Origin of the sequence: Candidatus Pantoea rara, from assembly GCF_051136265.1 — a bacterium.
Classification (GTDB): Bacteria; Pseudomonadota; Gammaproteobacteria; order Enterobacterales; family Enterobacteriaceae; genus Pantoea; species Pantoea rara.
In genome coordinates, this window is record NZ_CP194943.1 from 305,405 (window position 1) to 330,126 (window position 24,722).

The window sequence follows — 24,722 nt, forward strand, 5'->3', positions numbered from 1 at the left end:
AAAATACCGGCACCCGCAGAATGCGGATGCCGGAGACTGCCGTTAACGTCGGGCGTAAGCGGCGGCGTTACCACCGGCCAGAATACCAAAGATGATGATATCCGCGACAGCGTTACCGCCGATACGGTTCGCACCGTGGATGCCGCCAACCACTTCACCACACGCCCAGGCACCGTTGATTACCTGTTTCTGGATGTCCAGCACGGCTGTTGTGGTGTCGATAGTGACGCCACCCATAGTGTGGTGAACACCCGGAGCAACACGAATCGCGTAGAACGGCGCTTCACTCAGCGGATGACGCAGCGCGGTCTGACGACCAAAGTCTTCATCCTTCTGCATAATGACGAAGTTGTTGTAACGTGCCAGCGTTGCTTCCAGGGTGTGATGCTCACTCATGTTGAGTTTCACCGCCAGTTCCGCCACGGTTGGCGCGCTGATGACAAAGCCTTTGGCGATGTATTCATCAGCCGCTTTGTTGTTCATGCGCACCTGCTCGTCAAATACAATCCAGGCACTCTTCTCTGGCAGCGCGATAATCTGAGCGGAAACTTTGTCGCGGGTTTCCATTTCGTTGTAGAAACGCTCGCCCGCCTGGCTGACCAGGATAGCACCGCCGCCACGAATGGATTCGGAGACCAGATAAGAGGTGGTCTGCTCAACCGTTGGGTGAATCTGGATTTCGCCCATATCCACGGTGCCGGCACCAATTTTTTCCAGCATCGCAATACCGCTGCCGGTGGCGCCTTTATGGTTGGTCGTCACGAAGCCATCAAGTTCAGGACGGTATTTCACCACCAGCTCACGGTTCGCACTGAATCCACCGGTCGCCACAATGACGCTTTTGGCGTTCAGAATACGGCTGTCGTTGTACTCATCAACCACTTTCACGCCCGCTACAGCCCCATTCTCATAGAGGATCTCGGCGACGGAGGTTTCCAGCAGGACTTCGATGTTGCGGCTGTTGATATTTTTTACCAGGCCGCTAATCAGGAACCCACCCACCGCTGAGCGGTCAGCCGGACGGTGAGTACGGTCGACGCTCATCCCGCCGGTAATAGTGATGTCGTTAAGCTCAATGCCTTTATCTGCCAGCCACTCAATTGCCTCAGGTGCCAGGTCAACAAACTCACGCAGCAGCACCGGATTGTTTTTGAACTGGCCTCCTTTCAGGGTCTCTTCATAGAACAACTCTTTGCTGTCTTCAATACCTTTGAGTTTCTGGAAGCGGGTTTCAGCGGCGTTCATGCCTACAGACGCTTTAATCGTGTTGCCGCCAATGGTCGGCATCTTCTCGATAATAACCACGCGCGCGCCTTCATCGTGCGCCTGAATTGCCGCTGCCAGACCGGCACCGCCGCTACCCACAATCACCACATCGTAATTCTGTGGTGCGTTAGGGTTACCGCCCTCCTCGATCACATGCTCTTTGCTGGAGGTGGTCATCGCGCGGGAAACCGCTTTTTTCAGCGCCTCACTCTGGGTGGTTGCGCCGGTAATTGCATCGACGTGTGGGCTGTTCGCCACCAGGATGCGGCTGCGCAGGCTTTCAAAGGTGGTGGTGAAGTCCACATCCAGCGTGTCATCCGGCACCAGCGAGATGTCGGTGATACGGTCGGTATCCAGCGTGACGTTGATTTTCAGTTTCAGCGCTTCGGCTTCGACTTTTTCCTGATAGACGCCCGCTTTGTATTTACGTCCAGATTCGCTGGTGTCGCGGATCATCGCATCGACCAGTGAGAAGCGCCACAGCGGTTCAGGAATCTGAAGCTCTTCGCGTTTGTTGCTGTCGATGTAGAGTTCAAGGTGCTCATTGTTGATGATGCGATCAGTCCAGTTCGGATAGGCAATACAGGCTTTACCAATCGCCACCAGATCGTAGCCTTTCTCCAGCGCCAGTTCCGCATCGGCTTTATTTACCACGCCGCCAACACCAATCACCGGCACTTTTGCCAGCTCAGGTGAACGCATCGCGACAAATTTCTCAATCAGCGGCGTCGGGTCCTGAGTATCAACAATCGACGGGCGCAGCAACTGACCCACAGAGAAGTGAACGTAATCGAGTCCACGCGCGGCCAGTTTTTCCAGCAGATAGAGCGTGTCATCAAAGCGGATGCCGGGGACTTCAATCTCTTCCGGTGAGAAGCGATAGCCGACGATGAAGGAATTATGAGCGAAGCGTTCGGCCATCTTGTGGGTGATTTCCAGCACTTCCAGCGGGAAGCGCGCGCGGTTATCACGACTGCCGCCCCACTTGTCATCACGCTGGTTAGAGTTGGGTGAATAGAACTGCTGAATCAGGTAGGTGTTGGCACCATGAATTTCAACACCATCGAAACCAGCCTTAATGGCGCGGTTCACTGCATCACCAAATTTGGTGATCATGGTATCGACTTCTTCGGCACTCAGCGCCAGAGGTTTGGTTGCCCCTTCACGCGGTGCCGCGATAGCGCTTGGCGCAACCGGCGTTTTCCCGCCAATCAGTTCCGGCTCGACCATGCGGCCACCGTGATAGATCTGCAGGATAGCAGTAGAGCCTTCAGATTTGATTGCGTCCGCGATACGTTTCAGACCGGGAATTTTGTTGTCGCTGTCGATAGCAATGGCACCCGGAAATGCTGGGCCACGGTTATCAATAAAGCAGCACTCAACGATGACGGTTCCGATGCTGCCAGCACGTGCGCGATAGTACTCGACCAGCTCGCTGGTGACAGTGCCGTCATAAAAGCCGGTACAGGTGGTCATGGGTGCCATCACCAGTCGGTTTTTTAAAACAGCGCCATTAGGCAGGGTCAGTGGATTAAGGATGGGAGTGAGAGATTTCATGGCGATAAACTCCAAGATTTAAAAGTCTGGAAATTTTTTAGCGGACGCAAATTATCGCTTAATTAAGTGGTCCGATGTCATGCCGTTAATATACGCCTTTCTTTACCTTCATAAGCGATAAATTTAGTTTTTTTAACTTTTAAACCATCTGGAGTTTTTTATTTGCCGTAAGGATAAAGTGAAGTTATATTGATTGTTAACTAAGCGTTACCAAAAATCAACCAATCATTTACATTAAAAATAAATCTTTTATAATCATTTATTTAAACAAGAAAATTCGATTTCCATGAACTGATGACTTATCGACCAGCTTCACAAAATCGTCAAAATACCGATGCAGTAAATATAAATCAAAAATAAATGTTAAAAAATCGGGAATAATGATTTATTTTCTTTGATCTGAATCAAAATCTATATTTGCAGAAATCGCATCATATTTACATGGATTTAAAAAAGCTGCTCAATGGTTACGCAGCTGATTATACAAAATCAGTGCATCGCGGTTTATTCACACTATTAAGAATAAGAAAGAAAGTCATCAGTGAAGGTCCGGGGCGCAAATCGCATTCTTCTTAACTTGCAGATAAAACACTATGAAAACACTCTCAGCTGTTACTGAACCCCCAAAAGCCGCTCCTGCGGCGCCCGGTAAAAAGAAAGCTATTATGCTGGCTCTGCCGGTAATCGTTGCCATATTACTGTTACTGGTACCGACACCCGCCGGTCTCGAACCCTACGCCTGGCACTTCTTCGCCATCTTCGTCGGTGTCATTGTCGGATTAATCTTTGAACCGCTGCCTGGCGCGGTGATCGGCCTGACCGGCGTGGTAGTCATTGCGCTGTTCAGCCAGTTCCTGCTTTTCAGCCCAGCCGAGCTGGCTAATCCGAAATTCAAAGTCGCCAGTGAGTCCTTTAAGTGGGCAGTCAGCGGTTTCGGCAACTCCACGGTCTGGCTCATCTTCGGTGCCTTTATGTTTGCCGCAGGTTATGACAAAACGCAGTTTGGTCGTCGCCTGGCCCTGATTCTGGTGAAGTATCTGGGTCGCCGCAGTCTGACGCTGGGGTATGCCATTACCTTTGCTGACCTGCTTCTCGCGCCGTTTACCCCATCAAACACCGCGCGCAGTGGTGGTACTATCTACCCGATTATCGCCAACCTGCCGCCGTTGTATGGTTCTAAACCGAACGACCCGAGCGCCCGTAAAATCGGTTCATACCTGATGTGGGTCGCGATTACCGCAGCCTGTATCACGAGTTCTATGTTCCTCTCAGCACTGGCGCCTAACCTGCTGGCGCTGGCGCTGGTGAAAAGCATCGTCGGTTTTGATATCTCATGGGGCATGTGGTTCCTGGCCTTCCTGCCACTGGGCTTACTGCTGATTCTGACCATGCCGCTGCTGGCTTACTGGTTCTACCCGCCTGAAGTCAAAATCAACGATGAAGTGCCGAAATGGGCCATCGCGGAACTGGAAAAACTGGGCCGACTGACCCGTAACGAAATCCTGCTGCTGGTGTTTGTGGTCTGTGCCCTGCTGATGTGGATTTTCGCGACATCCTGGATCGAGCCGGCGATGGCGGCGCTGCTGGTGGTGGTACTGATGCTGTGGACTGGCGTCCTGAACTGGAACGACATTACCAGTAACAAACCGGCCTGGAACACCTTTGCCTGGTTCGCGACCCTGGTAGCACTGGCCGATGGCCTGGCCCGCGTCGGCTTCATCACCTGGTTAGGTAAAGAGGGAGGCATGTTGCTGCAGGGTTATGACCCGCAGGTTTCAGCGGTAGTCCTGTTGATTGCCTTCTTCCTGCTGCACTATCTGTTTGCCAGTACTACCGCCCATACTACCGCGCTGTTACCGGCCATGCTAACCATCGCAGCCTCAATTCCAGGCATCAATATGCCGGTCTTCTGCCTGATGCTCTGTACCTCTCTGGGTGTAATGGGCATCATCACACCCTACGGCACCGGCCCAAGCCCGATTTACTACGGCAGCGGTTATCTGCCTACCAAAGATTACTGGCGCCTGGGTACGATTTTCGGTGCCATCTTCTTAGGTTCTATGATGCTGATTGCCTATCCGTGGATGGTGTGGATGTTCTGACGGATACAACATGCAGATCAACGCGTTATAAGATACCATTCCTGCACTTCCCCACCGCACCCGCGGTGGGGAAGCATAATAAACGATTAATTCGCCTATGATGTTGCGCCCCGCAGCCTGCACGCGGAGGTTCAGCCGGTCATTAAGTGAGAAAAAATGTCGAACAAACCTTTTGTCTATCAGAACCCTTTTCCGCTGTCCCACGAAGATACTGAATACTATTTGCTGAGTCGCGAGCATGTCTCCGTTGCCGAGTTTGAGGGTCAGGAGATCCTTAAAGTTGAACCTCAGGCACTGACGCTGCTGAGTCAGCAGGCTTTTCATGACGCCTCTTTCATGCTGCGGCCGGCCCACCAGCAGCAGGTTGCCTCCATCCTTGATGACCCTGAAGCCAGCGACAATGACAAATATGTCGCTCTGCAGTTTTTAAGAAACTCTGAGATTGCCGCTAAAGGCGTGCTGCCAACCTGTCAGGATACCGGTACCGCGATCATCATGGGCAAAAAGGGCCAGCGCGTCTGGACCGGCGGTGGCGATGAGGCTGCGCTGTCACAGGGTATCTACAACACCTACATTGAAGATAACCTGCGCTATTCACAGAATGCCGCGCTGGATATGTACAAAGAGGTGAATACCGGCACTAACCTTCCCGCGCAGATCGACCTCTACAGCGTGGATGGCGATGAGTACAAATTCCTCTGCATCGCCAAAGGCGGCGGCTCCGCCAACAAAACGTATCTCTATCAGGAAACCAAAGCGCTGCTGAGTCCGGGCAAGCTGAAAAATTACCTGGTGGATAAGATGCGTACTCTCGGCACCGCAGCCTGTCCGCCTTACCATATTGCGTTTGTTATCGGCGGCACCTCGGCTGAAAGCACCCTGAAAACCGTTAAGCTCGCCTCGACGCACTATTACGATGGCTTACCGACTGAAGGTAATGAGCACGGTCAGGCGTTCCGCGACGTTCAGCTGGAGCAGGAACTGCTGGAAGCCGCGCAGCAGCTAGGCCTCGGCGCACAGTTTGGCGGCAAGTATTTCGCCCACGACATCCGCGTGGTACGTCTGCCGCGTCACGGTGCATCATGCCCGATCGGCATGGGCGTCTCCTGCTCAGCAGACCGTAACATCAAAGCGAAGATTAACCGTGAAGGTATCTGGATTGAGAAACTGGAAGCCAACCCAGGTCGCCTGATTCCGGAAGCGCTTCGTCAGCAGGGCGAAGGTGAAGTGTTGCAGGTGAATCTTAACCGTCCGATGGAAGAGATTCTGGCCCAGCTCTCCGCGTATCCGGTCTCTACCCGCCTCTCACTCACTGGCACCATTATCGTGGCGCGTGATATTGCGCATGCCAAACTCAAAGAGCGCATTGATAACGGTGAAGGATTACCGCAGTACATTAAAGATCACCCTGTCTATTACGCTGGTCCGGCCAAAACGCCTGAAGGCTATGCTTCCGGTTCACTCGGCCCGACCACTGCAGGCCGCATGGACTCCTACGTGGATCTGCTGCAGGCCCACGGCGGCAGTAAGATCATGCTGGCGAAAGGCAACCGCAGTCAGCAGGTGACCGATGCCTGTCATAAACATGGCGGCTTCTATCTGGGCAGTATTGGCGGCCCGGCTGCCGTGCTTGCACAGCAGAGCATCAAAAGTCTGGAATGCGTGGAATATCCTGAGCTGGGAATGGAAGCGATCTGGAAAATCGAGGTGGAGAACTTCCCTGCCTTCATCCTGGTCGATGACAAAGGTAACGATTTCTTCCAGCACATTGAACGCGCGCACTGCGCAAAATGCGTTAAGTAACCTATGCGTTAAGAAAGAAAAAAGCCCCGATTACGGGGCTTTTTTTTTAACCACGCTGCAACCGCTTCAACGCTACATCAATCTGCACCTCACCCTGGGTGAGTTCGATGATCTGATACTTAATCGCCGGATTTTCGATTAACCCGACCAGTGTCGCTGCAACATCTTCGCGCGGGATTTCCCCATACGGAATAGCCAGATCGGCATGTACCCGACCTGTACCGGCTTCATCGGTTAGCGTTCCCGGCCGCAGGATCACCCACTCCAGCTTACTCGCCACCAGCTCAGCATCCGCCAGACGCTTCACACGCATGTAATTTTCAAATCCTTCTGACGGCGTTTTACCACGGCCTGCATCCGGGAATGCTGAGACCAGCAGGAAGCGCGAGACCCCTGCCTGCTCTGCTGCGGCTACCGCCAGCTTTAGCCCGTCACCATCAATGGCATTGGTCAGCTCGATCCCGGCACCGCCCGCACCCGCCGTAAAGACAGCCACGTCATGACCAGTCATAAGATCTGCCAGTGCCGTCACGCTCAGCTGCTGAATATCCCCAGCAACAGGCTTTGCGCCTGCGGCCTGAAGCGTCTCAGCCTGTTCCGGTTTGCGGTGCAACGCCGTCACTGTATGGCCTTTGCTACTCAGCTGACGGGTCAGCTGTTGGCCAACCTTGCCTGCCGCGCCGATAATGAAACATGTCGTCATAGGATGCGATCCTTCTTCACTGATTAGGTGCCAGAGTATAACCTCTGCCAGAAACATAACAGGCGCCTGATGCGGCGCCTGCTGGTTTTATTCCGGAATGACTTTTTCCGCTTTCAGCTTATCAAACAGCTGCGTAAAGGAGTCAAGCGTGCTGCGGTAGCCGATGAAGCCCGCTTTGCGGCTTTTACTCATATCGGTAAAGGCTTCCATCGGACGACCCAGGTCCGCATCGGTATGCCACCATGAAGCCAGCTTAGTCACATCAGCCTCCCGCAGTTGATGCTGCTCTGCAATCATCTTCCATGCACTGGCGGCATCCTGCATGCGATTTTCCAGCGGCATCATCTGCGCCGGATAGTCCGCGGCTTCAATACCAAAATAGTCAGCCAGTTTTGGCCACATCCAGTTCCAGCGGAAAACGTCGCCGTTTACGGCATTGAAATCCTGATTCGCGCCATTCGGTGACGTGGCAGCCCAGTGCAGCTGCTCAGCCAGCAGGCCCGCATCGGTCATATCAACAATACCGTTCCACTGCTCAGGCGATCCCGGGAAGATAAATGGCCAGCCCTTCTCTTTACACAGCGTCGCGTAAACCGCCAGCGTCTGCCCCATATTCATCGCGTTACCCACGGCATGACCGATGATGGTATGCGGACGGTGCACGCTCCAGCGGTAGTCATACTTCTCAGCGCCCGCAAAGACTTCATCTTCCTGCGCGTAGTAAAAGTTATCGACCGGCTGACGGCCCTGCTCTTCGCGGAACGGCGTGACCGGCACGGCCCCTTTGCCATATGCTTCAAACGGACCCAGGTAGTGCTTCAGCCCGGTGACCAGCGCCACATGCGAACCCTTCAGGCGATCGCCGAGTGCTTCAATCACATTACGTACCATGCCGCCGTTAACACGGATATTCTCTTTCTCATTTTCCTGACGCGCCCAGACGCTGAAGAACAGCGCGTCCGGTTTTACTGTTTTCAGCGCGTCACGGACGGCATCTGCGTCGGTCAGGTCGGCTGTCAGGCTCGTCGCGCCTTCAGGAACGGCACCGCGTCCGCGTGACAAACCGGTCACCTGCCAGCCTTCGTTTTGTAATTTCTCTGCCAGTGCGCGACCAATAACGCCGCTGATGCCCACAATTAAAGCGTGCTTTTTCATTTGATTTCTCCTCGTTTTGCGTAATGCTAAGCCTAATAGAGAATTCAGTTCTTATCTCTGGCATTTATTCATAGCATTCTCAACCTGAGTTCATTAATCAATGCACGATCACCGCCTCAAAGATATTCTGCCGTTTGTTGCCAGCGTCGAGTGCGGCAGCTTTACCGCCGCGGCAGAGCGTCTGCACGTGACCGGCTCGGCGGTCAGTAAAAGCGTCAGCCGCCTGGAAACACGCTTAGGCTCGCGACTGCTGGAACGCACTACCCGAAGCCTGCACCTCACCGACGCGGGCACCGCTTATTATCAGACCTGCCTGCGCATTCTGGAGGATTTGGCCGAAGCCGAGGCGGTGCTGGCGGCTCAGCGCACTATTCCGTCCGGACGCCTGCGCCTGGCCGTGCCCACCACCTATGGCCGCCTCAACGTCATGCCGCTGCTGATGCCCTTTTGCCAGCAGCACCCGGAACTGGCGCTGAGCCTGAGTTTGTCCGATCGTTTTGTAGACCTGTTTGAAGAAGGTGTGGATGTCGCGGTGCGCATCGGTGGTGCACCTGACCTGCCCGCTTCGCTGGGCTGCCGTAACATGGGCCGCGAGCAGATGCAGTTCTGTGCCTCCCCCGCCTATCTGGCCCGCGAAGGACGCCCGGAGAATGAGGCGGCGTTGCTTAACCACCGCGCCATCCTTTACGAACGCGTGGATGGTACCCCCAAACCCTGGCTGTTCACCACCGACGATGGTCAGCCACACTGGCGCGAGGTGCCGTTCCGGCTGGCACTGGGTGACGTCGATGCCCAGCTTCAGGCGGTGATTGCCGGATTAGGCGTGGCGCAGATGCCCTCCTGGCTCATTCAGCGCGCCGTAGCAGCCGGTGAACTGGAGATTATTTTGCCGCAGTTGCAGCCCGATGGGCTGACGCTGAGCGTGGTATGGCCCCGTCGGAAACAATTCCTGCCCAAAGTTGATGCGCTGTTGTCGACGCTGAGTGCCCTCTCTATTCGCTGACCTTGCTTAATTCTCTCTATCACGGTTGGGATATTTCATCCTGACCGTATTCCACTCCCTGACCCCGACACTATTTTCTGCCTCTTCTGCCCTGCCTGAAATGCGGCCAGCTCATCAATTCACTGAATAACCTGCTTAAATATAATACTTTTATTTTTGCGTTGATGGGATCCCATCAAAATAAAAAGGGCGAAAGGCTTGAGCTCACATAATGAAAACTAAGTTTCAAATATAATTTAACCCGAAATAAAAATATCAGTAGGGTGATGTCTTCTTCATGTTCTGACGTTTTGTCTTTGCCGTTATTACCAGGAGTATTCATGGAAAAAGAACTCTATATCTCGTCGAACCCGGCCTCCGGTCCAAATAGCGCCACTCGCACCGAGCCTTTTGTGAAGATTATTGCGCTGGTCGCCACCCTGGGTGGATTGTTATTCGGTTACGACACGGGTGTCGTCTCGGGTGCGCTGCTTTTCATGCGCGGCGATCTGCATCTCACGCCGTTTACCACCGGGCTGGTCACCAGTTCCCTGCTCTTTGGCGCAGCCTTCGGCGCGCTAGCCGCCGGTCATCTGGCAGATGGGCTGGGCAGACGACGCATTATCATTGCGCTGGCACTGATCTTCGCCCTGGGCGCCGTCGGGTCAGCCCTGGCACCAGACGTCACATGGATGATCGCCTCGCGCCTGTTCCTGGGCTTTGCCGTGGGTGGCGCAGCCGCCACTGTGCCGGTGTACATCGCGGAAATCGCACCCGCTAACAAACGCGGCCAGCTGGTTACCTTGCAGGAATTGATGATCGTCAGTGGTCAGCTTCTGGCATACATATCAAACGCCACCTTTAACGACATCTGGGGCGGCGAAAATACCTGGCGCTGGATGCTGGCGCTGTCAATTGTGCCCGCTGTTCTGCTCTGGATCGGCATGATATTTATGCCAGAAACCCCACGCTGGCACGTGATGAAAGGCCGCAGTCAGGCTGCTCGTCAGGTGCTGGAAAAGACCCGCGCCGCTGAAGATGTTGAGTGGGAACTGGAAGAGATTGAGGAAACCATCGAAGAGAACCGTCAGCGTGGCAAAGGCCGTCTGCGCGATCTTGCGACGCCGTGGCTGATGAAAATTTTCCTGCTGGGTGTTGGCATCGCCGCCATTCAGCAGCTGACCGGCGTCAATACCATCATGTATTACGCGCCCACCATGCTGACCGCCGCCGGACTGAGCAACGACGCCGCGCTGTTCGCCACCATCGCCAATGGGGTGATATCCGTCATCATGACGCTGGTCGGAATCGGGTTAATCGGCAAGGTCGGCCGTCGCCCGCTGGTGTTGATCGGACAGATGGGCTGCACCTGCTGCCTGTTCTTTATCGGTCTGGTCTGCTGGCTAATGCCGGAATACATCAGTGGCACGGTCAACCTGCTGCGGGCATATCTGGTGCTGGCGGGCATGCTGATGTTTCTCTGTTTCCAGCAGGGCGCGCTGTCACCGGTCACCTGGCTGCTGCTGTCGGAGATCTTCCCGGCCAGGATGCGCGGCATTTGTATGGGCGGCGCAGTCTTCTCACTGTGGATTGCTAATTTTGCCATCTCTATGGCCTTCCCGCTGTTATTAGCCGCATTTGGTCTGGCTGGTGCCTTCTTTATATTCGCGGCAATCGGCATTGGCGGTTCTGTTTTTGTTGTGAAGTTTATTCCCGAAACCCGGGGAAGAAGTCTGGAGCAGGTCGAACACTATTTCTATGCGCTCTATAACGGCAAAAAATAATGCCTGACGCTGCGCACTGAAAAAATACGACCCGCGTCATTACGCTGACGACCCGATTGCTATTAACACCGACACCCTACGTTCAAGGAAATTGTTATGAGCCTGAATATTCCCAACGCGCGTTTCTGCATCAACCGTAAAATCGCGCCCAGCCTCACCCTTCCGCAGTTTTTTAAACTGGTCAGCCAGCTCGGTATTAACAATGTCGAGCTGCGAAACGATATGCCCAGCGGACGCGTGACCGACGACCTCACCGGTGATGAGGTCAAAGCGCTGGCGCGTGAGTCAGGCATCCGGATTGCCACCATTAATGCGCTCTACCCGTTCAACCAGCTGAATGAAGAGGTGCTGCAGCGCGCCCGCCAGCTGTTAAGCGATGCGCAGGCGGTTGGCGCTGAAGCGCTGGTACTTTGTCCGCTCAATGACGGCACGCCCATCAGCGCCGCCGACACGATTCACGCGCTAAAAACCCTTGGCCCACTGTTCGCCGACGCGGGTATTCAGGGGCTGGTCGAGCCGCTGGGCTTTCCGCAAAGCTCACTGCGCTCAGCAACCCAGGCGCAGACGCTCATCCGTGAAGCAGGCGTGCCGTTCAGATTGCTGATCGATACCTTCCATCATCATCTGTTTGAGGATGCGGAGCAGACTTTCGAGCAGGAGATCGACATTCAGCAAATCGGTCTGGTTCATCTTTCCGGCGTCACCGACCCACGCGCGGTCAGTCAGCTCACCGACGAAGAGCGCATCATGCTCAGCGCAGATGACAGATTGCGCAGCAAACAGCAGGTCGAACGACTGGAGAAGATGGGTTACACCGGCCTTTACGCCTTTGAGCCGTTCTCCTCAGTGATGAACAGCTGGCAGGAAGCGGACATCACCCGCGAAATTCGCGACAGCATCCAGCTGTTAAACCACTCAGCTTAAGGGAACCATCATGACAATTAACATTGGTGTAATCGGCACCGGCGCAATCGGCCGTGAACATATCCGTCGTTGCAGTACCGTTTTACAGAATGCGCGCGTGGTGGCACTCAACGACATTAACCGCGACAACTGCCAGCAGATTGTGAATGCGCTGACGCCGGAAGCACGTATTTATGACAATGCGATCGATCTGATCAACGATCCGCAGGTTAACGCGGTGCTGGTCACCTCCTGGGGTCCGACGCATGAGGCCTTTGTGCTGGCCTGTATCGAGGCGGGCAAGGCGGTGTTCTGTGAGAAACCACTGGCGGTCACCGCTCAGGGCTGTATGAACATTGTGGAAGCAGAAATTAAAGCCGGACGTCAGCTGGTGCAGGTCGGCTTTATGCGCCCCTATGACAGCGGCTACCGTGCACTGAAAGCGGTGATCGATAGCGGTGAGATTGGCGAGCCTTTAATGCTGCATTGCGCGCACCGCAACCCGGAAGTGGGCGACAGCTACACCACCGACATGGCGATCACCGACACGTTAATCCATGAACTGGATGTGCTGCGCTGGCTGCTGAATGATGACTATGCCAGCGTGCAGGTAATCTTCCCGCGTAAAACCCGCAAGGCATCGTCACACCTGCGCGATCCGCAAATCGTGTTGCTGGAGACCACCAAAGGCGCACGTATCGATGTCGAAATCTTCGTGAACTGTGAATATGGTTACGACATTCAGTGTGAAGTCGTGGGTGAAAGCGGCGTTGCTCGCCTGCCGGAACCCGTTTCTGTGCAGACGCGCAGCGCGGCAAAACTCTCTACCACCCTTCTCACTGACTGGAAAAAGCGCTTTATTGATGCCTATGACGTGGAGCTGCAGGCGTTTATCAACAACGTCATCAGCCGTGAGATGACAGGTCCTTCTGCGTGGGATGGCTACGCCGCTGCGGTAGCGGCGGATGCCTGCGTCGCGGCACAAACGTCCGGAGAGATTGTGCCGGTTAAGATGGCAGATAAACCGGCGTTTTATCGCTGACAGAAACAGTGCACGGCGGGCCCGCCGTGCATTCCCTTCTCCATTTCCCCGTTTATCAGCAGCGCGTCACGCTCCGGGACACCCGCCGATACGCACAGAAAAGGGCTGCTGGCCTATCACGGTGCCGTGATTACAATGGCTACACGCCGGTTTTGCGCACGCCCTTGCGCGCTGTTGTTGCTGGTAACCGGTGCACTCATGCCCAATCCACGCGTGACAATGTTTTCTCGCGGAATCGCCGCACCTTCCGCCCACTGCGCCGCTACCGCATTCGCTCTTTTAAACGACAGCTGCTGGTTATAATCGGGTTTGCCGTAATTGTCGGTATGTCCGTCGATGCGCACATGCTGAATGCCGGTCGACGCCAGATTTTTTGCCATCACCTGAAGAGTACTCTTGCTGGCAGGTGTCAGTTCTGATTCGTTTACCCCAAACAGAATCTTATCGGATAAACCTAATCCCCAGCCTTCCATGTTCTGCGTGAATCCGGCACTTTTCATCGCTGCGATTTGTGCCTCACTAAAACGCTCTTTCGACTGACAACCCAACAGAGCCAGAGTAAGCAGCATCAGGGAAATGTTCTTCTTCATATTCACGCCTTATTTACGCCTTATTTGTTCGCTTATTCCTGTACATATCCATATCGGCACGTTCGAGAATGGACTCAACCGTATCACCGCGCTGTGACCACGCATAGCCGATAGTCACTGAGGTCGTAATCGGCATGCCGTCTGCAACAACAATTTTTTCCAGCATGACGTTATGAATGCTCTGCATGAGTTGCTGTAACTGCTCCTCACTGGCGCGGCTGCTGACCAGCACGGCAAATTCATCCCCGCCTAAGCGGGCGACTAAATCCTGATCAGACGCCAGTGATAAGAGGCGCGATCCTATGGCTTTTAACACGTCATCCCCGGCAGCATGCCCCCAGTTATCATTGATGCTCTTGAAGCGATCGCCATCCAGAAACAGTAGCGCAAAACGCTCATGGGCATTTTGCTGCTCAAGGAGCTGAGTCAGTCGGGCAGAAAAGGCGCTGCGGTTAGCCAGGCCGGTCAGCGGGTCTTCCAGCGCTTTGGCGGCCAGCGAAAGATTGTCACGCATCAGCGACGCCTTGAGCGATTGCATCTCCATTAGCAGCGAATTCAGATCATCTGAAAAAAGCTGAAACTCCCGGATCGGGCCGCCCGGAATACGCAGTGAAAAATCGCCAGAATGAATTACATAGTGAATCGAACTGGTGATGGTGCGCAGCGTCGCAATCATTCCCCGATGCAGAAATTCACTTAACAGAAGCGAGATAAGCAGTACGCAGAGCATCCCGCTGGTCAGAATCATGAATGAGTAGCGGATAAAACTGACTGCACCGGACACGGTACCTTCCAGCGTCAACGTACCGACGGCGGCGTCAGCGTGAATGATATGGACGTTGAGGGGCTTGAGGTAAATCCACTCACGCAGCATACGCGAATACCAGCCCGTATTTTCCTGTTGCGCATTCCACTGGACCAGAACAATCTGATCCCGGGTAACCAGTTTTGCCGAGGCGTACATACCTTCATTACCAAGCCGTTCTATTTTATTACGTGCGTCGTAACTGTCGGCAAATACGGTAGCTGCCGTTAATGTGGTACTCAGAGTCGAGCCAATTAATTCGAGGTTCCGTTTCTCATAATTTTTAATAAACAGCAAGGACGTTGAGGAGAGCAACAGCCAGCACAACAGTAATATCACCGCAGAATTGATGGTGCTTATTTTCCGCAGTTTATTGCGGATTGAGGATTTGTCATGTCTTAATTTATCGAATTTCATCTTATTCGCTTCCCTCGCGGGAGAGCAAAAGCACATCCGGACTCACCCTGACACCGCTTCGGGTCAGCGAATCAAGGTTAACGGAAAAATGCGTATGGTCAGGTTGAAAAATCAGGCAAAAAGCGGCGCCCACAGTACACTCCGCATTGTTCTCTGCAAGCGTAAGAACGGCTCTTCCGTGAAACTGCTGAATAGCCTCCACCTGCTGCTGCGGCGTCTGATCGCCGAAATAGACGGCGTCGCAGCGATGCGACGCGATGTCGTTTACGTTAGCCAGATAGACCACGGTAAAGGTCGCCGCAGGAGATGCGGAATGTTGCGGCAAAGAGAGATGCCGCGCTGAAGATAAAGCACATAATTCAGGGTTTTTTAAACCCGGCCATTGGGTGAAGCTAATAATACCGCTGACAATACGATTGGCTTTGTCGTCTTTAATTTCGGCCCAGGCAAAATGAGGGAGTAGCAACAGAATAAGGGACGTAAAAACGATTTTCCAGATGTGACGCAGCAGAAGCAGCACATCGATTTCATGATGAATTTGATATTTATCTATCATACTGCGTTCCAGTAATACTACGCACGGCGGGAGACCTGAATAAGCGCGAAAATATTAGCACAGCGGCAGTTACAATTGCACACGGATTTTAATCAGTACCAGCCATGACTGTATTTTTATCGTTTATTCCTGATATTAATCTGGGCCATCATTACCCGTCTGGTTGAGGTGCAGTTAAGCCATCTGCCCAGCTTATGCGCGGTATCATGATGCGTTATTATCTGTCCGGCGTGATCTTATCTGGCGTAAGCGTCACGAATCAGATTGGTCGAAATAGGGTTTGAGAATGTCTTCCGTCCATTGCATAAAGGCCCTGACACGTCGCGACAGATTACGTCGGTGGGCGACAACAAATGAGGCACTGAGCGGCTCGGGACGCAGGTCCGGGAGGACTTCCACCAGCGCGCCGCGTTCTATAAAGGGCGCGAGTGTGGCGTAGCCGCCCTGAATCAGGCCCAGCCCGGCCAGTCCCGCCTCATGATAGGCTGGTACGCTGTTGACCCGCATCGCACCGGGTAACAGCAGCATTTTGTAGCCGTCATCGGCTGGATACTCCCATCCCTCAGGCTTTGAGCCAAAGCTCCGCTGGTAATGAACCATTTTGTGGCCCTGATTGCGCAGATCATCAATGGTCTGCGGCACCCCAACGCGTGCAAGATAGCCAGGGCTGGCGGCATTGATCATGCGAAGCTTTCCCAGCGGCCGGGCAATCAGCGTCTCATCCATGATCGGTCCCAGGCGGATGACACAGTCGAATCCTTCATGAACTAAATCAACCCGGCGGTCACTGCCTGAAAGCTCAATCTCCAGTTCAGGGTGGGCTTCCAGCAGCTGTGGCAAGGCGGGGATCACTACGCTCTGGGCCAGCACGGCTGGCATATCAACGCGTATCCTGCCCCGCAATGCTATCCCGTCGTGAGCGAACATGGTCTGTAACTCCTCGACTTCCGACAGCAGATCCCGTGCGCGTGCATAAAAAGCCCGTCCATCCTCCGTTAATTGTACGGTCCGCGTGGTGCGGTGCAGGAGCGTCGCGCCGGTCACCTTTTCAAGTTCCCGGACCACCAGTGATGCACGGCCTTTCTGGATCCCCAGGCTGTCAGCTGCCTGAGTGAAACTCTTCATTTCAGCCACACGCGCAAAAATCGTCAGTGCCTCGAGGTTTTTCATTGTTTCCCTTCAGAGTAACAGTGCGTAATTTTTTCCGTAATTTATCACCTTATTAATAGCAAATAGAGTGCTTTCACACCGCAGAATTCATACAACGCGACAACAAGGCAAACCTGCTCACAGAGAAAAGGTTTCCCCTTCAGGAAGGAGAGAGAAATGAACAAAGGTTATTTAATCGCTCACGTGACCGTATCAGATCCTGATGCCTATGCTGAATATGCCAGAGCAGCTGGCGAGGCCATGCAGGCATTTAATCCAAAGATCGTTGCCTGGTCAGGGCAGTATGCAAATCTGGAGGGAGAGGCTCATGAACGGCATGTCGTTTTTGAGTTCAGCTCTTTTGACGAAGCCAGACGATTTTATGAAAGTCCTGCGTATCAGGCTGCCAGGCTGTTGCGCGCAGGGGCTGCACACGGGACGTTTGTGCTGGTCGAAGGAGCGAGTCTTTAAACACTTCATCGTCGTGTGCCGATGCAGACGCCAGTGAACCCTGGCCCACAGGATGTCGCCAGAATGCTGAGTGTTGTCTGACTTAACCGGTGAACACCGCTTTTTTTGTTCAGTTAATTGACGCTGCCTGACCACACTGTCGGTAAGGTAGCGTGCAACAGGCAAGAGGATGGCAGTGTCTGGCTTTGTGACTTCCGCAGAGCGCTTCAATCCTCCTCTGCTACTTTCATTAAAGCCACACAGATAAAATTTTCGCACAGACGCTCACTTTCGGGGCAGGTGCAGACCAAAGATATTCTGCCCGTTCTCGTGCCGATAGTAAGCCTTTCCACCATGCAGAGCGGCGATTGCGCGCACCAGCGACAGTCCCAGCCCACTTCCGGCCGTATGACGGACGTTATCGCCACGCCAGAAGCGTTCAAATAATTTTTCAGGCTCCTTCAGCTCTTCGCCCGCGTTTGACACCTCAACCTCAACAGAGTCAGCGTGATGATACGTGATGACCTGAATCGTGCCTTTTTCTGGAGAGTAACGAATGGCGTTGATCAACAAATTGCTTATCGCACGCTGGAACAGCATTTTGTCCGCGGTGAGGCTGCCTTCGGTGCTCAGCTCAATGACCTTTTCCTGCTCTTCCGCAACCGGTTCAAGAAAGTCGATCAGTGCTTCCAGCGCATCCTGTAGCAGGAAGTCCTGTTTATTAAGTCTGATATTGTGGTGCGTCGCGCGCGCCAGGAAGAGAATGTTTTCAGTCAGACGCGACAGACTCTCCAGCTCTTCAATGTTGCCTTCAATCAGCGTCTGATATTCAACGGTAGAACGTTCATGACCCAGCGCAACCTGATTCTGGCCCAGTAACACATTAATGGGCGTGCGGATTTCGTGCGCCAGATCGTCGGCAAATTGGGTCAGCCGGATAAAGTCCGTAGATAAGCGCTGACGCATAGCGTTAAGCGCGTTGCCAATCGGTAGCAGCTCTTGCGGAATAGCCTGAAGCGGCACGGGCTGATTTAACCGATCACTGGCCGTTTCTGCCACGATCTTACTTAACCTGCCGATCGCCCTTAGCCCTCTGCGAATCAGCAGCGGACTGACAGCGGCGCACAGCAAAATGGCCGCCAGTGATACCAGAATGCTTTGCTGGCGATAACGTTCCAGCATTAGTGCTCGCTCCCGCGCGACCCTGGCGAGCGTAATGGTTACCGGCCCGAGTGATGAGTTTGCCTGCAAGCTTAACGCCGACGCCTCAGTCTTATCTGCATTAATCCAGCGGTACAGCTGTTTTTCACTGGGTGGAGTGCTGGCTGGCGTGGGCGAGATCGCGGGTAACGTTATCCCGGTATGATTAATACTGACGTTTTGCTCATGTTGCGAGCGGATGCTGAGAATGTCCTGATGGATATCGACCATCCGATTGAAGTAGAGCGGCAGCGAGCTGGGATGGGCACCATCTTCAAGCAGTTGTCTTAACTGCGCCGCCCGGTTGATCAGCGTTTGATCGTCCCGCCATACCAGTTCGCTGCGTAAAGCTTTATACAGAATCAGGCTAATGCCGCCACAGGCCATCGCCATGATTAGCGTAAAAATCACTGTCAGCCGCAGCGTCAGAGACGGGCTAGTCACCCTCAATCCCCTTTTTGGACAGGCAGTATCCCATGCCCCTTACCGTTGTGATGAGCTTTTGAGGAAAGGGATCATCGACTTTACGGCGCAAACGGCGGATAGCAACATCGACGATGTTGGTTTCACTGTCGAAATTAACCCCCCATATCTCGCTGGCCAGCAGCGTCCGGGGCAGAATCTCACCGTGGCGGCTGGCGAGCAGCCACAACAGCATGAACTCTTTACGCGTCAGCGTCAGAGTGACGCTGTCACGTATAAACTGAAAGCGCGCTGAGTCCATCACAAGACCGCCCACCTGCAGTACGCTACTGTGCGGCTGCTGCTGCCGAAGTTGGTTTCTCACACGAGCCAGAAGCTCCGCAAAAGAAAACGGCTTAACCAGGTAATCATTGGCTCCCAGTTCCAGCCCTTTCACCCGATCATCCACCGAGTCTCTTGCTGTCAGACAAATCACCGGAGTCTGACTGGCGGTACGCAAGGTTTTCAGCACCTGCCACCCATCCATTCCCGGCAGCATAATATCCAGTATCACCAGACTGTAGGGATGTGACAGCCCGAGATGCAGGCCATCCCGTCCATCTGCGGCGTAATCCACGATGTAGCCCGCTTCTTCCAGCCCCTTACGCACCCAGGCGCTCGCCTTCTGGTTATCTTCGATCAGTAATAGTTTCATCGGCGCAGTTTGCCATGAAATTTATGACCGCCCCAGCGTTTCAGCGCCAGATGACAATATGGTCATCTTTCTGTCAGGCAGAACGAACAACCGTACCGGTATAACAGCGGGGTGATTAACACCGGAGTATTAAATAATGAAAAAGAATCTCACTGCCCTGGCCTTCGCTGCGTTGCTTGCCGTTCCCGCGGTCAGCTTCGCTGCCAGTAAAAATCCGCTGAGCGTTCACGTGCTGAACCAGCAAACCGGCCTTCCGGCCTCAGAGGTTGAGGTGATGCTTGAACAGAAACAGGGAGAAAGCTGGAAAGTACTGAATACCGCCAATACCAACGAGCAGGGTCGGATTGATGCCCTTTGGCCAGCAAAGCCTTTTGAAGCGGGTGATTATCGGGTGATTTTTAAAACCGGTCACTATTTTGTGGTACATCATCAGAAGAGCTTTTTCCCCGAAATCCCGGTGGAGTTCCATATCACCAATACCACTACCACCTATCACATTCCGTTGCTGCTCAGTCAGTACGGTTACTCCACCTATCGCGGGAGCTGAAATAAATGAAACGTTTACTGCTGGCATTGATGCTGACAACCGGACCTGCCGTGGCGCTCGCTGCTGAACCAGCCTCCGTCTATGACATGACGCAGGCGCTGAGTAACCAACTGGCAACGGAGGCCTTGTCCGCCTGCCATAATATGCATCGTCAGGGCGTAGTCGCCGTGGTGGATCGGGGTGGAAACCTGGTCACGCTGATGCGGGACGATAACGTGGGTCCTCACAACACCCAGGCAGCCTGGCGAAAAGCGTTTACTGCGCTCTCCACCAAAACGCCGACCAGACAACTGACCATAAAAGCGCAATCATCACCGGAAAGCGTCAACCTGAATACGGTTAATGAACTCTTGCTGCTTGGTGGTGGTGTTCCCGTGCAGTATCGAGGCCAGTGGATCGGCGCTATTGGCATGGCAGGCACCGGTGGCGCGGAGTCAGACGATCACTGTGGGACCGAAGCGATTAACAAAGTGCTGGGTAACAGCAAGCAACCGTAATCATGATGAACGCGTGGCGGGTATATTACTGCCAGACATGGGGAAGAAACAGTTCCCCATGCTGTTCAAATACGTCGCCGCCAGAACGTCTGCTAGGTTCCAGAAACGGACGCTATAAACGACTTCTATGTTGAATATCGGAAGCCGACATCGATGAGATCTTATGGTAAATCGAGTGTTGTCATGTGCCTGGTGGGTTGTTTATCAAAAATGACTAAGAGAGTCTCTTTGGTAATAACAATCAGGAAGGCGACTATGAAGATAACGAAGATTGACCACATACACGTCTACGTCGGGAACATTGAACTGGCAGAACGCTGGTACCAGGAGGTTCCTGGCTTTTCCCGCGACGACTCGCTGTACTTCTGGTTTGAGCAGGGAGGGCCGCTAGTTATCAGAAATAACGGCGCATCACTTTCCCTGTTTCTCAGGAAAAATCAGCATCCCGGGCATACGGTGGCTTTCGCCGTAGAAGCGGCTGCGTTTCTCAGTTTTGTGCCTGCTCTCAACGCTAAAGGCATCCCGTTTACCGTATGCGATCACGATGTATCTATGTCCGTGTACTTTAACGATCTTAGCGATAATAAGATTGAGCTGACCAGTTATGAATATCTTCTGGCAAAGCAGCTATTGGAGAGCATTGTATAGCTTTCTCCATTAACTGAAGTCGGAGCGCAATAGGGTTGTTATGTATAATTTGCATAACATCCCTACCCTGTGATTTTGGCGTCCGTTTTTCGCTCATAGCTGACTTGCCCCTGAATAATGACTCATACCCACGCACAAGACAGGTGCTTGCAGCGGGAATCGCTGGTTTTCCAGCGGCCCCTATAACGCCGTCCCGGCACGTATCAAATACATGTCCGGGAGGGCCCACTTCTGGTTTCACTATGAATGTTGACACCTGCAACATCCTGCCCACAAGAGAGTGAAAATCATGCCTGAAACCGATTAAGGTCCACAAGTTGTCGCAGCATCTCGATATGAATCGGCTTATCATTAAGCGCCGGTATGTACGTAAAGGATGTACCCCCCGCATGCATAAAAATCTCCCTGTTCTGCTCATCAAGCTCCTCAAGGGTTTCTAAACAGTCTGATGCGAACCCAGGGCTGATGACATGCAGGCTTTTTATTCCTTCATTCGGTAGATTTTTAATCGTCTCATCAGTATAAGGCGTTAACCATGGCTCTCTGCCGAATCTTGACTGGAACGTCATCACTATTTTCAATGACGGCATATTGATTGCTTCAATGAGTAATTTTGTCGTTAACTCACATCTTTGAGGGTATTGGTCCCCCTCTTTGACAAACCTGACCGGTATACCATGATATGAAATCAACAATGCATCTGGAATGCCGTTAGCTTCGAAAGATGCCTGAACGGATGCTCTTAACGCTTCAATGTAGGCAGGGTGATCGGCATAGTCATTGATGAAATTTATAGAGGGTGTATACCGGTTCTTCATTACCTGCAGGTGACGACTCACACTATCCCAAACGGAAGAAACGGTCGAAGATGAAAACTGCGGATACAAAGGAATGACGATAATTTTATCGACGCCTTTTTCCAGTAGCCTGTCAATTGCACCACCTATACTCGGCTCGCCATAACTCATCCCCAGCTCAACGGGCATACCTGTCACTTCTTCAAGCGCACGGGCTTGCCTGACGCTGTAAACCATGAGAGGAGAACCTTCCTCCATCCAAATCGAAGAATATAATTTCGCCACTCGTTTTGCACGTAATGGGATAATCACGCCATGTAGAATGGGGCACCAAATGATTCTCGGTAAGTCGACCACTCTGTAGTCATGCAGAAATTTAGATAAAAATTTCTTTACCGCAACAGGCGTTGGTTCTTTTGGTGTTCCAAGGTTAACAATCAAAACACCCTGTTTATTCGTCATTAGGTGGGGCCCTCAAAGCCATTGTCACTAATTCACTCATGTCAGTCACTCCGTAGCAGCTTATCTTAAAGGCCTCAATTTGACCTCATTTTACAGAAGTCATTGAAATGCAGATTTACTGTTTCACGGCTTATGATGCTATGAATCTGATTGCAGCCATCGCTTTGACTCAATGGTCATGATTTTAGGACATTTCATCAGTAAAAACATTACTTTCTCTATCGTCAGATTTAACCGGTGCGGGGTTACACGACGTCATTATTGACGTCGGCGTGTGGGGCTGGTTGGCTGGAGGAGGTGAGAAAAACCGCATCTGGATGCCTGCGCAGAAGCATGCCTTAGGGTTTATCTTTTTATGCGTATAAGTGATGAAGGCGACTGGCCTGCTCCCTGTTAATGCTTACAGAACGCTGTTAGCAATGTTCGCCTCTCACTCATTGCGGACAAAATATGCGCTGTTACCGTCCGCTTTGTGCCAGAAGCGGACGTTTACACAACCTCAATAAGCTCAAACCCTTCAAAAATGAGTTTCAATTCTCAGGAAAAGTGAAAAATATAATTTTTTGTGCTCTGATGAGAGTTGGCACAGCCTTTAAAAAAGGAGATCAGCATGCCTGTTTTTGTCTTTTTCAAAAGGAATTATCATATGCATGTGCTTGAAAAAAATGATAACGAAGGCGCATCGTCCTTAATTGAGAAAGGATTTGAAAAGCAATTTGAAGAAATCCAGTCACCTAACCAAGAAAAGGCTTTGAAACGCTTCTTGGATATTCGAAAAGATGAAACCGCTCTTGAATATGCTTTTTATTACGGTTCTGTGCTGGAAGGATTAGGTATACCGGGTGATTTCCCTAAAACTCATTGACGCTAAATTGGCCTGATGTCCATTAATTACTATGCGACTATGTTAACAGGCCTTCTTCTGTTGCACAGCAACTGCGAGTGTCCGCTTTTCGCTCTTAGCGGACCCTGAACTGCCGACAGCAATCGCGAAATTGCATTGCACCCTTACACCTGTATGTATCAGACCTTACCAGTCTTGGTATTCGCCCTACCCTCTGGACTCATCCTATTCCCTGCCTTCAGCGATGCACGCGGTGAGATATCGTATCAACCGGAAAGACACACAAAACGATTTACCTAACAAATGTTAGATAGGTATTGACGTACGTCAGGTTGCCCGCTAAGATTTGTTTACCTAACGTTAGTTAGGTTTCCCAGCCACTCACTTAAAGGATTGACCATGACTGCTAAACTTCACCTTTTCACCTCGCCTTCAGCTTTTCCGAACCCTCAGCGTCTACGCCTGTTCCTGCACGAAAAGGGCATCGCTGACCAATTTAATGAGACCATCTATGACATGTCTCCTGTAGGAGAACAGCGTGGCTGGCGTCACCTGAATATGAACCCGTGGGGCGAAACGCCCACCCTTCAACTGGCAGATGGTAGTTACATTTCCGAAACGGCTGCCATCGTCCGTTATCTGGACCAGGTTTATCCTGGTCGCAGGATCATGGGGGAGACAGCACTGGAACAGGGTCTGGATAACATGTGGGATAACCGGGTGTGGGTGCATATTCTGTATCGCATCGTTACTGCGTTTCACGTGTTGCACACCGGTCTCGGCTTTAAGCTGGAACTGACCAAAAATGAGGCGTGGGGCGAACACTGCCGTAAGGAAGCTTTGGCTCACGCCGCACTGGTCAATCGCCACCTTTCAGACGGCCGCGAATGGCTGCTTGGCGGCAATGAACCGACCTTTTCGGACATAACGCTGGCAACCGCGATCGCCTTCTCGAAATTCCCGGTCAATGCCACTCCACTGGACGAGCGTTTTGAGTTCTTAGATGCGTACTGGCAGCGCTGGACAAAACGTCCCGCTTTCCAGGCGGCCTACTCTGATCGCAACAGCGGCATTCCTGAGCTGGATTCGCCAGCCCAGTAAGCGCTTCTCAATCAACACTCCGGTACGCCGGGATCGCCATTCCCTGACTTTCCCGGTCACCGCCTTGTGCCTGATAGCGTCATTTGTCGATGCCGCTTGCCCGATTATGATGGAACGACATCTGCATGAACCCTCTGGAAGGAGTGAACTCATTGCGCTAACTGATAATCTACCTGTCAACCGTTAGGGGTTTGCTATAAAATAAGCTTACCAGTTTAAAAGATCCTACCAGGTCGGGAGGCACC

Annotated in this window: 22 protein-coding genes; 12 read left to right on the plus strand and 10 right to left on the minus strand. The window is 52.7% G+C overall.

Annotated elements, in window-relative coordinates; all coding sequences use genetic code 11:
• Positions 1-42: 42 nt before the first annotated feature.
• Positions 43-2,823, minus strand: a complete 2,781-nt coding sequence (locus ACR8BF_RS19900) for a flavocytochrome c (protein ID WP_434745992.1) — start codon at positions 2,821-2,823, stop codon at positions 43-45.
• A 593-nt stretch (positions 2,824-3,416) separates the two neighbouring features.
• Here ACR8BF_RS19900 and ACR8BF_RS19905 point away from each other — a divergent pair.
• Positions 3,417-4,925: a DASS family sodium-coupled anion symporter gene (locus tag ACR8BF_RS19905; protein ID WP_179897885.1), complete on the plus strand. Its 1,509-nt coding sequence runs from the start codon at positions 3,417-3,419 to the stop codon at positions 4,923-4,925.
• Positions 4,926-5,081: 156 nt separating this feature from the next.
• Positions 5,082-6,728 carry a class I fumarate hydratase FumA gene (fumA, locus tag ACR8BF_RS19910; RefSeq protein WP_292985970.1) on the plus strand — a complete coding sequence of 549 codons (1,647 nt, stop codon included), beginning with the start codon at positions 5,082-5,084 and terminating at the stop codon, positions 6,726-6,728.
• A 46-nt stretch (positions 6,729-6,774) separates the two neighbouring features.
• Here the strand turns inward: fumA and ACR8BF_RS19915 are convergent, their stop codons facing one another.
• Both ACR8BF_RS19915 and ACR8BF_RS19920 read right to left on the minus strand, forming a co-directional pair.
• Entirely contained in the window at positions 6,775-7,431 is a 657-nt protein-coding gene (locus ACR8BF_RS19915) for an SDR family oxidoreductase (RefSeq protein WP_179897889.1), read from the minus strand.
• A gap of 87 nt (positions 7,432-7,518) precedes the next feature.
• Entirely contained in the window at positions 7,519-8,586 is a 1,068-nt protein-coding gene (locus ACR8BF_RS19920; protein ID WP_292985971.1) for an SDR family oxidoreductase, read from the minus strand.
• Between the two features lie 100 nt (positions 8,587-8,686).
• On the opposite strand from ACR8BF_RS19920, the gene ACR8BF_RS19925 reads away from it, so the two are divergent.
• From ACR8BF_RS19925 to ACR8BF_RS19940, 4 genes are all read left to right on the plus strand, one after another.
• Positions 8,687-9,589: a LysR family transcriptional regulator gene (locus ACR8BF_RS19925; protein WP_179897893.1), complete on the plus strand. Its 903-nt coding sequence runs from the start codon at positions 8,687-8,689 to the stop codon at positions 9,587-9,589.
• A 320-nt stretch (positions 9,590-9,909) separates the two neighbouring features.
• Positions 9,910-11,352 carry a sugar porter family MFS transporter gene (locus tag ACR8BF_RS19930; RefSeq protein ID WP_313698829.1) on the plus strand — a complete coding sequence of 481 codons (1,443 nt, stop codon included), beginning with the start codon at positions 9,910-9,912 and terminating at the stop codon, positions 11,350-11,352.
• A gap of 96 nt (positions 11,353-11,448) precedes the next feature.
• The gene (locus tag ACR8BF_RS19935) at positions 11,449-12,276 is read left to right on the plus strand and encodes a TIM barrel protein (RefSeq protein ID WP_313698831.1); all 828 of its coding nucleotides are present in this window, start codon (positions 11,449-11,451) and stop codon (positions 12,274-12,276) included.
• A gap of 10 nt (positions 12,277-12,286) precedes the next feature.
• A complete protein-coding gene (locus ACR8BF_RS19940) occupies positions 12,287-13,297 on the plus strand; it encodes a Gfo/Idh/MocA family protein (RefSeq protein WP_179897897.1) in 1,011 nt (336 codons plus the stop codon).
• 116 nt (positions 13,298-13,413) lie between these two features.
• Here ACR8BF_RS19940 and ACR8BF_RS19945 read toward each other — a convergent pair whose 3' ends face one another.
• The 4 genes from ACR8BF_RS19945 to ACR8BF_RS19960 all read right to left on the minus strand — a co-directional run bounded on the left by ACR8BF_RS19945 (position 13,414) and on the right by ACR8BF_RS19960 (position 16,835).
• Positions 13,414-13,887, minus strand: a complete 474-nt coding sequence (locus ACR8BF_RS19945) for an OmpA family protein (protein WP_292985976.1) — start codon at positions 13,885-13,887, stop codon at positions 13,414-13,416.
• A 13-nt stretch (positions 13,888-13,900) separates the two neighbouring features.
• Complete coding sequence (locus tag ACR8BF_RS19950; RefSeq protein ID WP_313698834.1) at positions 13,901-15,109, minus strand: diguanylate cyclase domain-containing protein; 1,209 nt, start codon at positions 15,107-15,109, stop codon at positions 13,901-13,903.
• 1 nt (position 15,110) lies between these two features.
• A complete protein-coding gene (locus ACR8BF_RS19955) occupies positions 15,111-15,665 on the minus strand; it encodes a YfiR family protein (RefSeq protein ID WP_313698836.1) in 555 nt (184 codons plus the stop codon).
• Between the two features lie 252 nt (positions 15,666-15,917).
• Positions 15,918-16,835, minus strand: a complete 918-nt coding sequence (locus ACR8BF_RS19960; RefSeq protein WP_313698838.1) for a LysR family transcriptional regulator — start codon at positions 16,833-16,835, stop codon at positions 15,918-15,920.
• Between the two features lie 156 nt (positions 16,836-16,991).
• On the opposite strand from ACR8BF_RS19960, the gene ACR8BF_RS19965 reads away from it, so the two are divergent.
• Positions 16,992-17,285: a DUF1330 domain-containing protein gene (locus ACR8BF_RS19965; RefSeq protein ID WP_434745993.1), complete on the plus strand. Its 294-nt coding sequence runs from the start codon at positions 16,992-16,994 to the stop codon at positions 17,283-17,285.
• Positions 17,286-17,549: 264 nt separating this feature from the next.
• On the opposite strand, the gene ACR8BF_RS19970 is transcribed toward ACR8BF_RS19965, so the two are convergent.
• Together ACR8BF_RS19970 and hprR are read right to left on the minus strand one after the other, a co-directional pair.
• Positions 17,550-18,908, minus strand: coding sequence for a heavy metal sensor histidine kinase (locus ACR8BF_RS19970; RefSeq protein ID WP_434745994.1), 1,359 nt, complete (start codon positions 18,906-18,908; stop codon positions 17,550-17,552).
• On the minus strand, positions 18,901-19,581 hold the full coding sequence (hprR, locus tag ACR8BF_RS19975; protein ID WP_434745995.1) for a response regulator transcription factor HprR: 681 nt from the start codon (positions 19,579-19,581) through the stop codon (positions 18,901-18,903). The genes ACR8BF_RS19970 and hprR overlap by 8 nt, the downstream gene beginning before the upstream one ends.
• Before the next feature lie 136 nt (positions 19,582-19,717).
• Here hprR and uraH point away from each other — a divergent pair, with 136 nt between their 5' ends.
• The 3 genes from uraH (at position 19,718) to ACR8BF_RS19990 (ending at position 21,273) form a co-directional block, all read left to right on the plus strand.
• Complete coding sequence (gene uraH, locus ACR8BF_RS19980; protein ID WP_434745996.1) at positions 19,718-20,128, plus strand: hydroxyisourate hydrolase; 411 nt, start codon at positions 19,718-19,720, stop codon at positions 20,126-20,128.
• 5 nt (positions 20,129-20,133) lie between these two features.
• On the plus strand, positions 20,134-20,625 hold the full coding sequence (locus tag ACR8BF_RS19985; protein WP_179897919.1) for a GlcG/HbpS family heme-binding protein: 492 nt from the start codon (positions 20,134-20,136) through the stop codon (positions 20,623-20,625).
• Positions 20,626-20,880: 255 nt separating this feature from the next.
• Positions 20,881-21,273 (plus strand): VOC family protein, encoded by a 393-nt coding sequence (locus ACR8BF_RS19990; protein WP_179897921.1) that lies wholly within the window; start codon positions 20,881-20,883, stop codon positions 21,271-21,273.
• Positions 21,274-21,560: 287 nt separating this feature from the next.
• On the opposite strand, the gene hemH is transcribed toward ACR8BF_RS19990, so the two are convergent.
• Positions 21,561-22,532, minus strand: coding sequence for a ferrochelatase (hemH, locus tag ACR8BF_RS19995; protein ID WP_179897927.1), 972 nt, complete (start codon positions 22,530-22,532; stop codon positions 21,561-21,563).
• A gap of 610 nt (positions 22,533-23,142) precedes the next feature.
• Here hemH and ACR8BF_RS20000 point away from each other — a divergent pair.
• On the plus strand, positions 23,143-23,397 hold the full coding sequence (locus ACR8BF_RS20000) for a hypothetical protein (RefSeq protein ID WP_434745997.1): 255 nt from the start codon (positions 23,143-23,145) through the stop codon (positions 23,395-23,397).
• 378 nt (positions 23,398-23,775) lie between these two features.
• Entirely contained in the window at positions 23,776-24,477 is a 702-nt protein-coding gene (locus ACR8BF_RS20005; RefSeq protein WP_313702011.1) for a glutathione S-transferase family protein, read from the plus strand.
• The last annotated feature ends 245 nt before the right edge of the window (positions 24,478-24,722 follow it).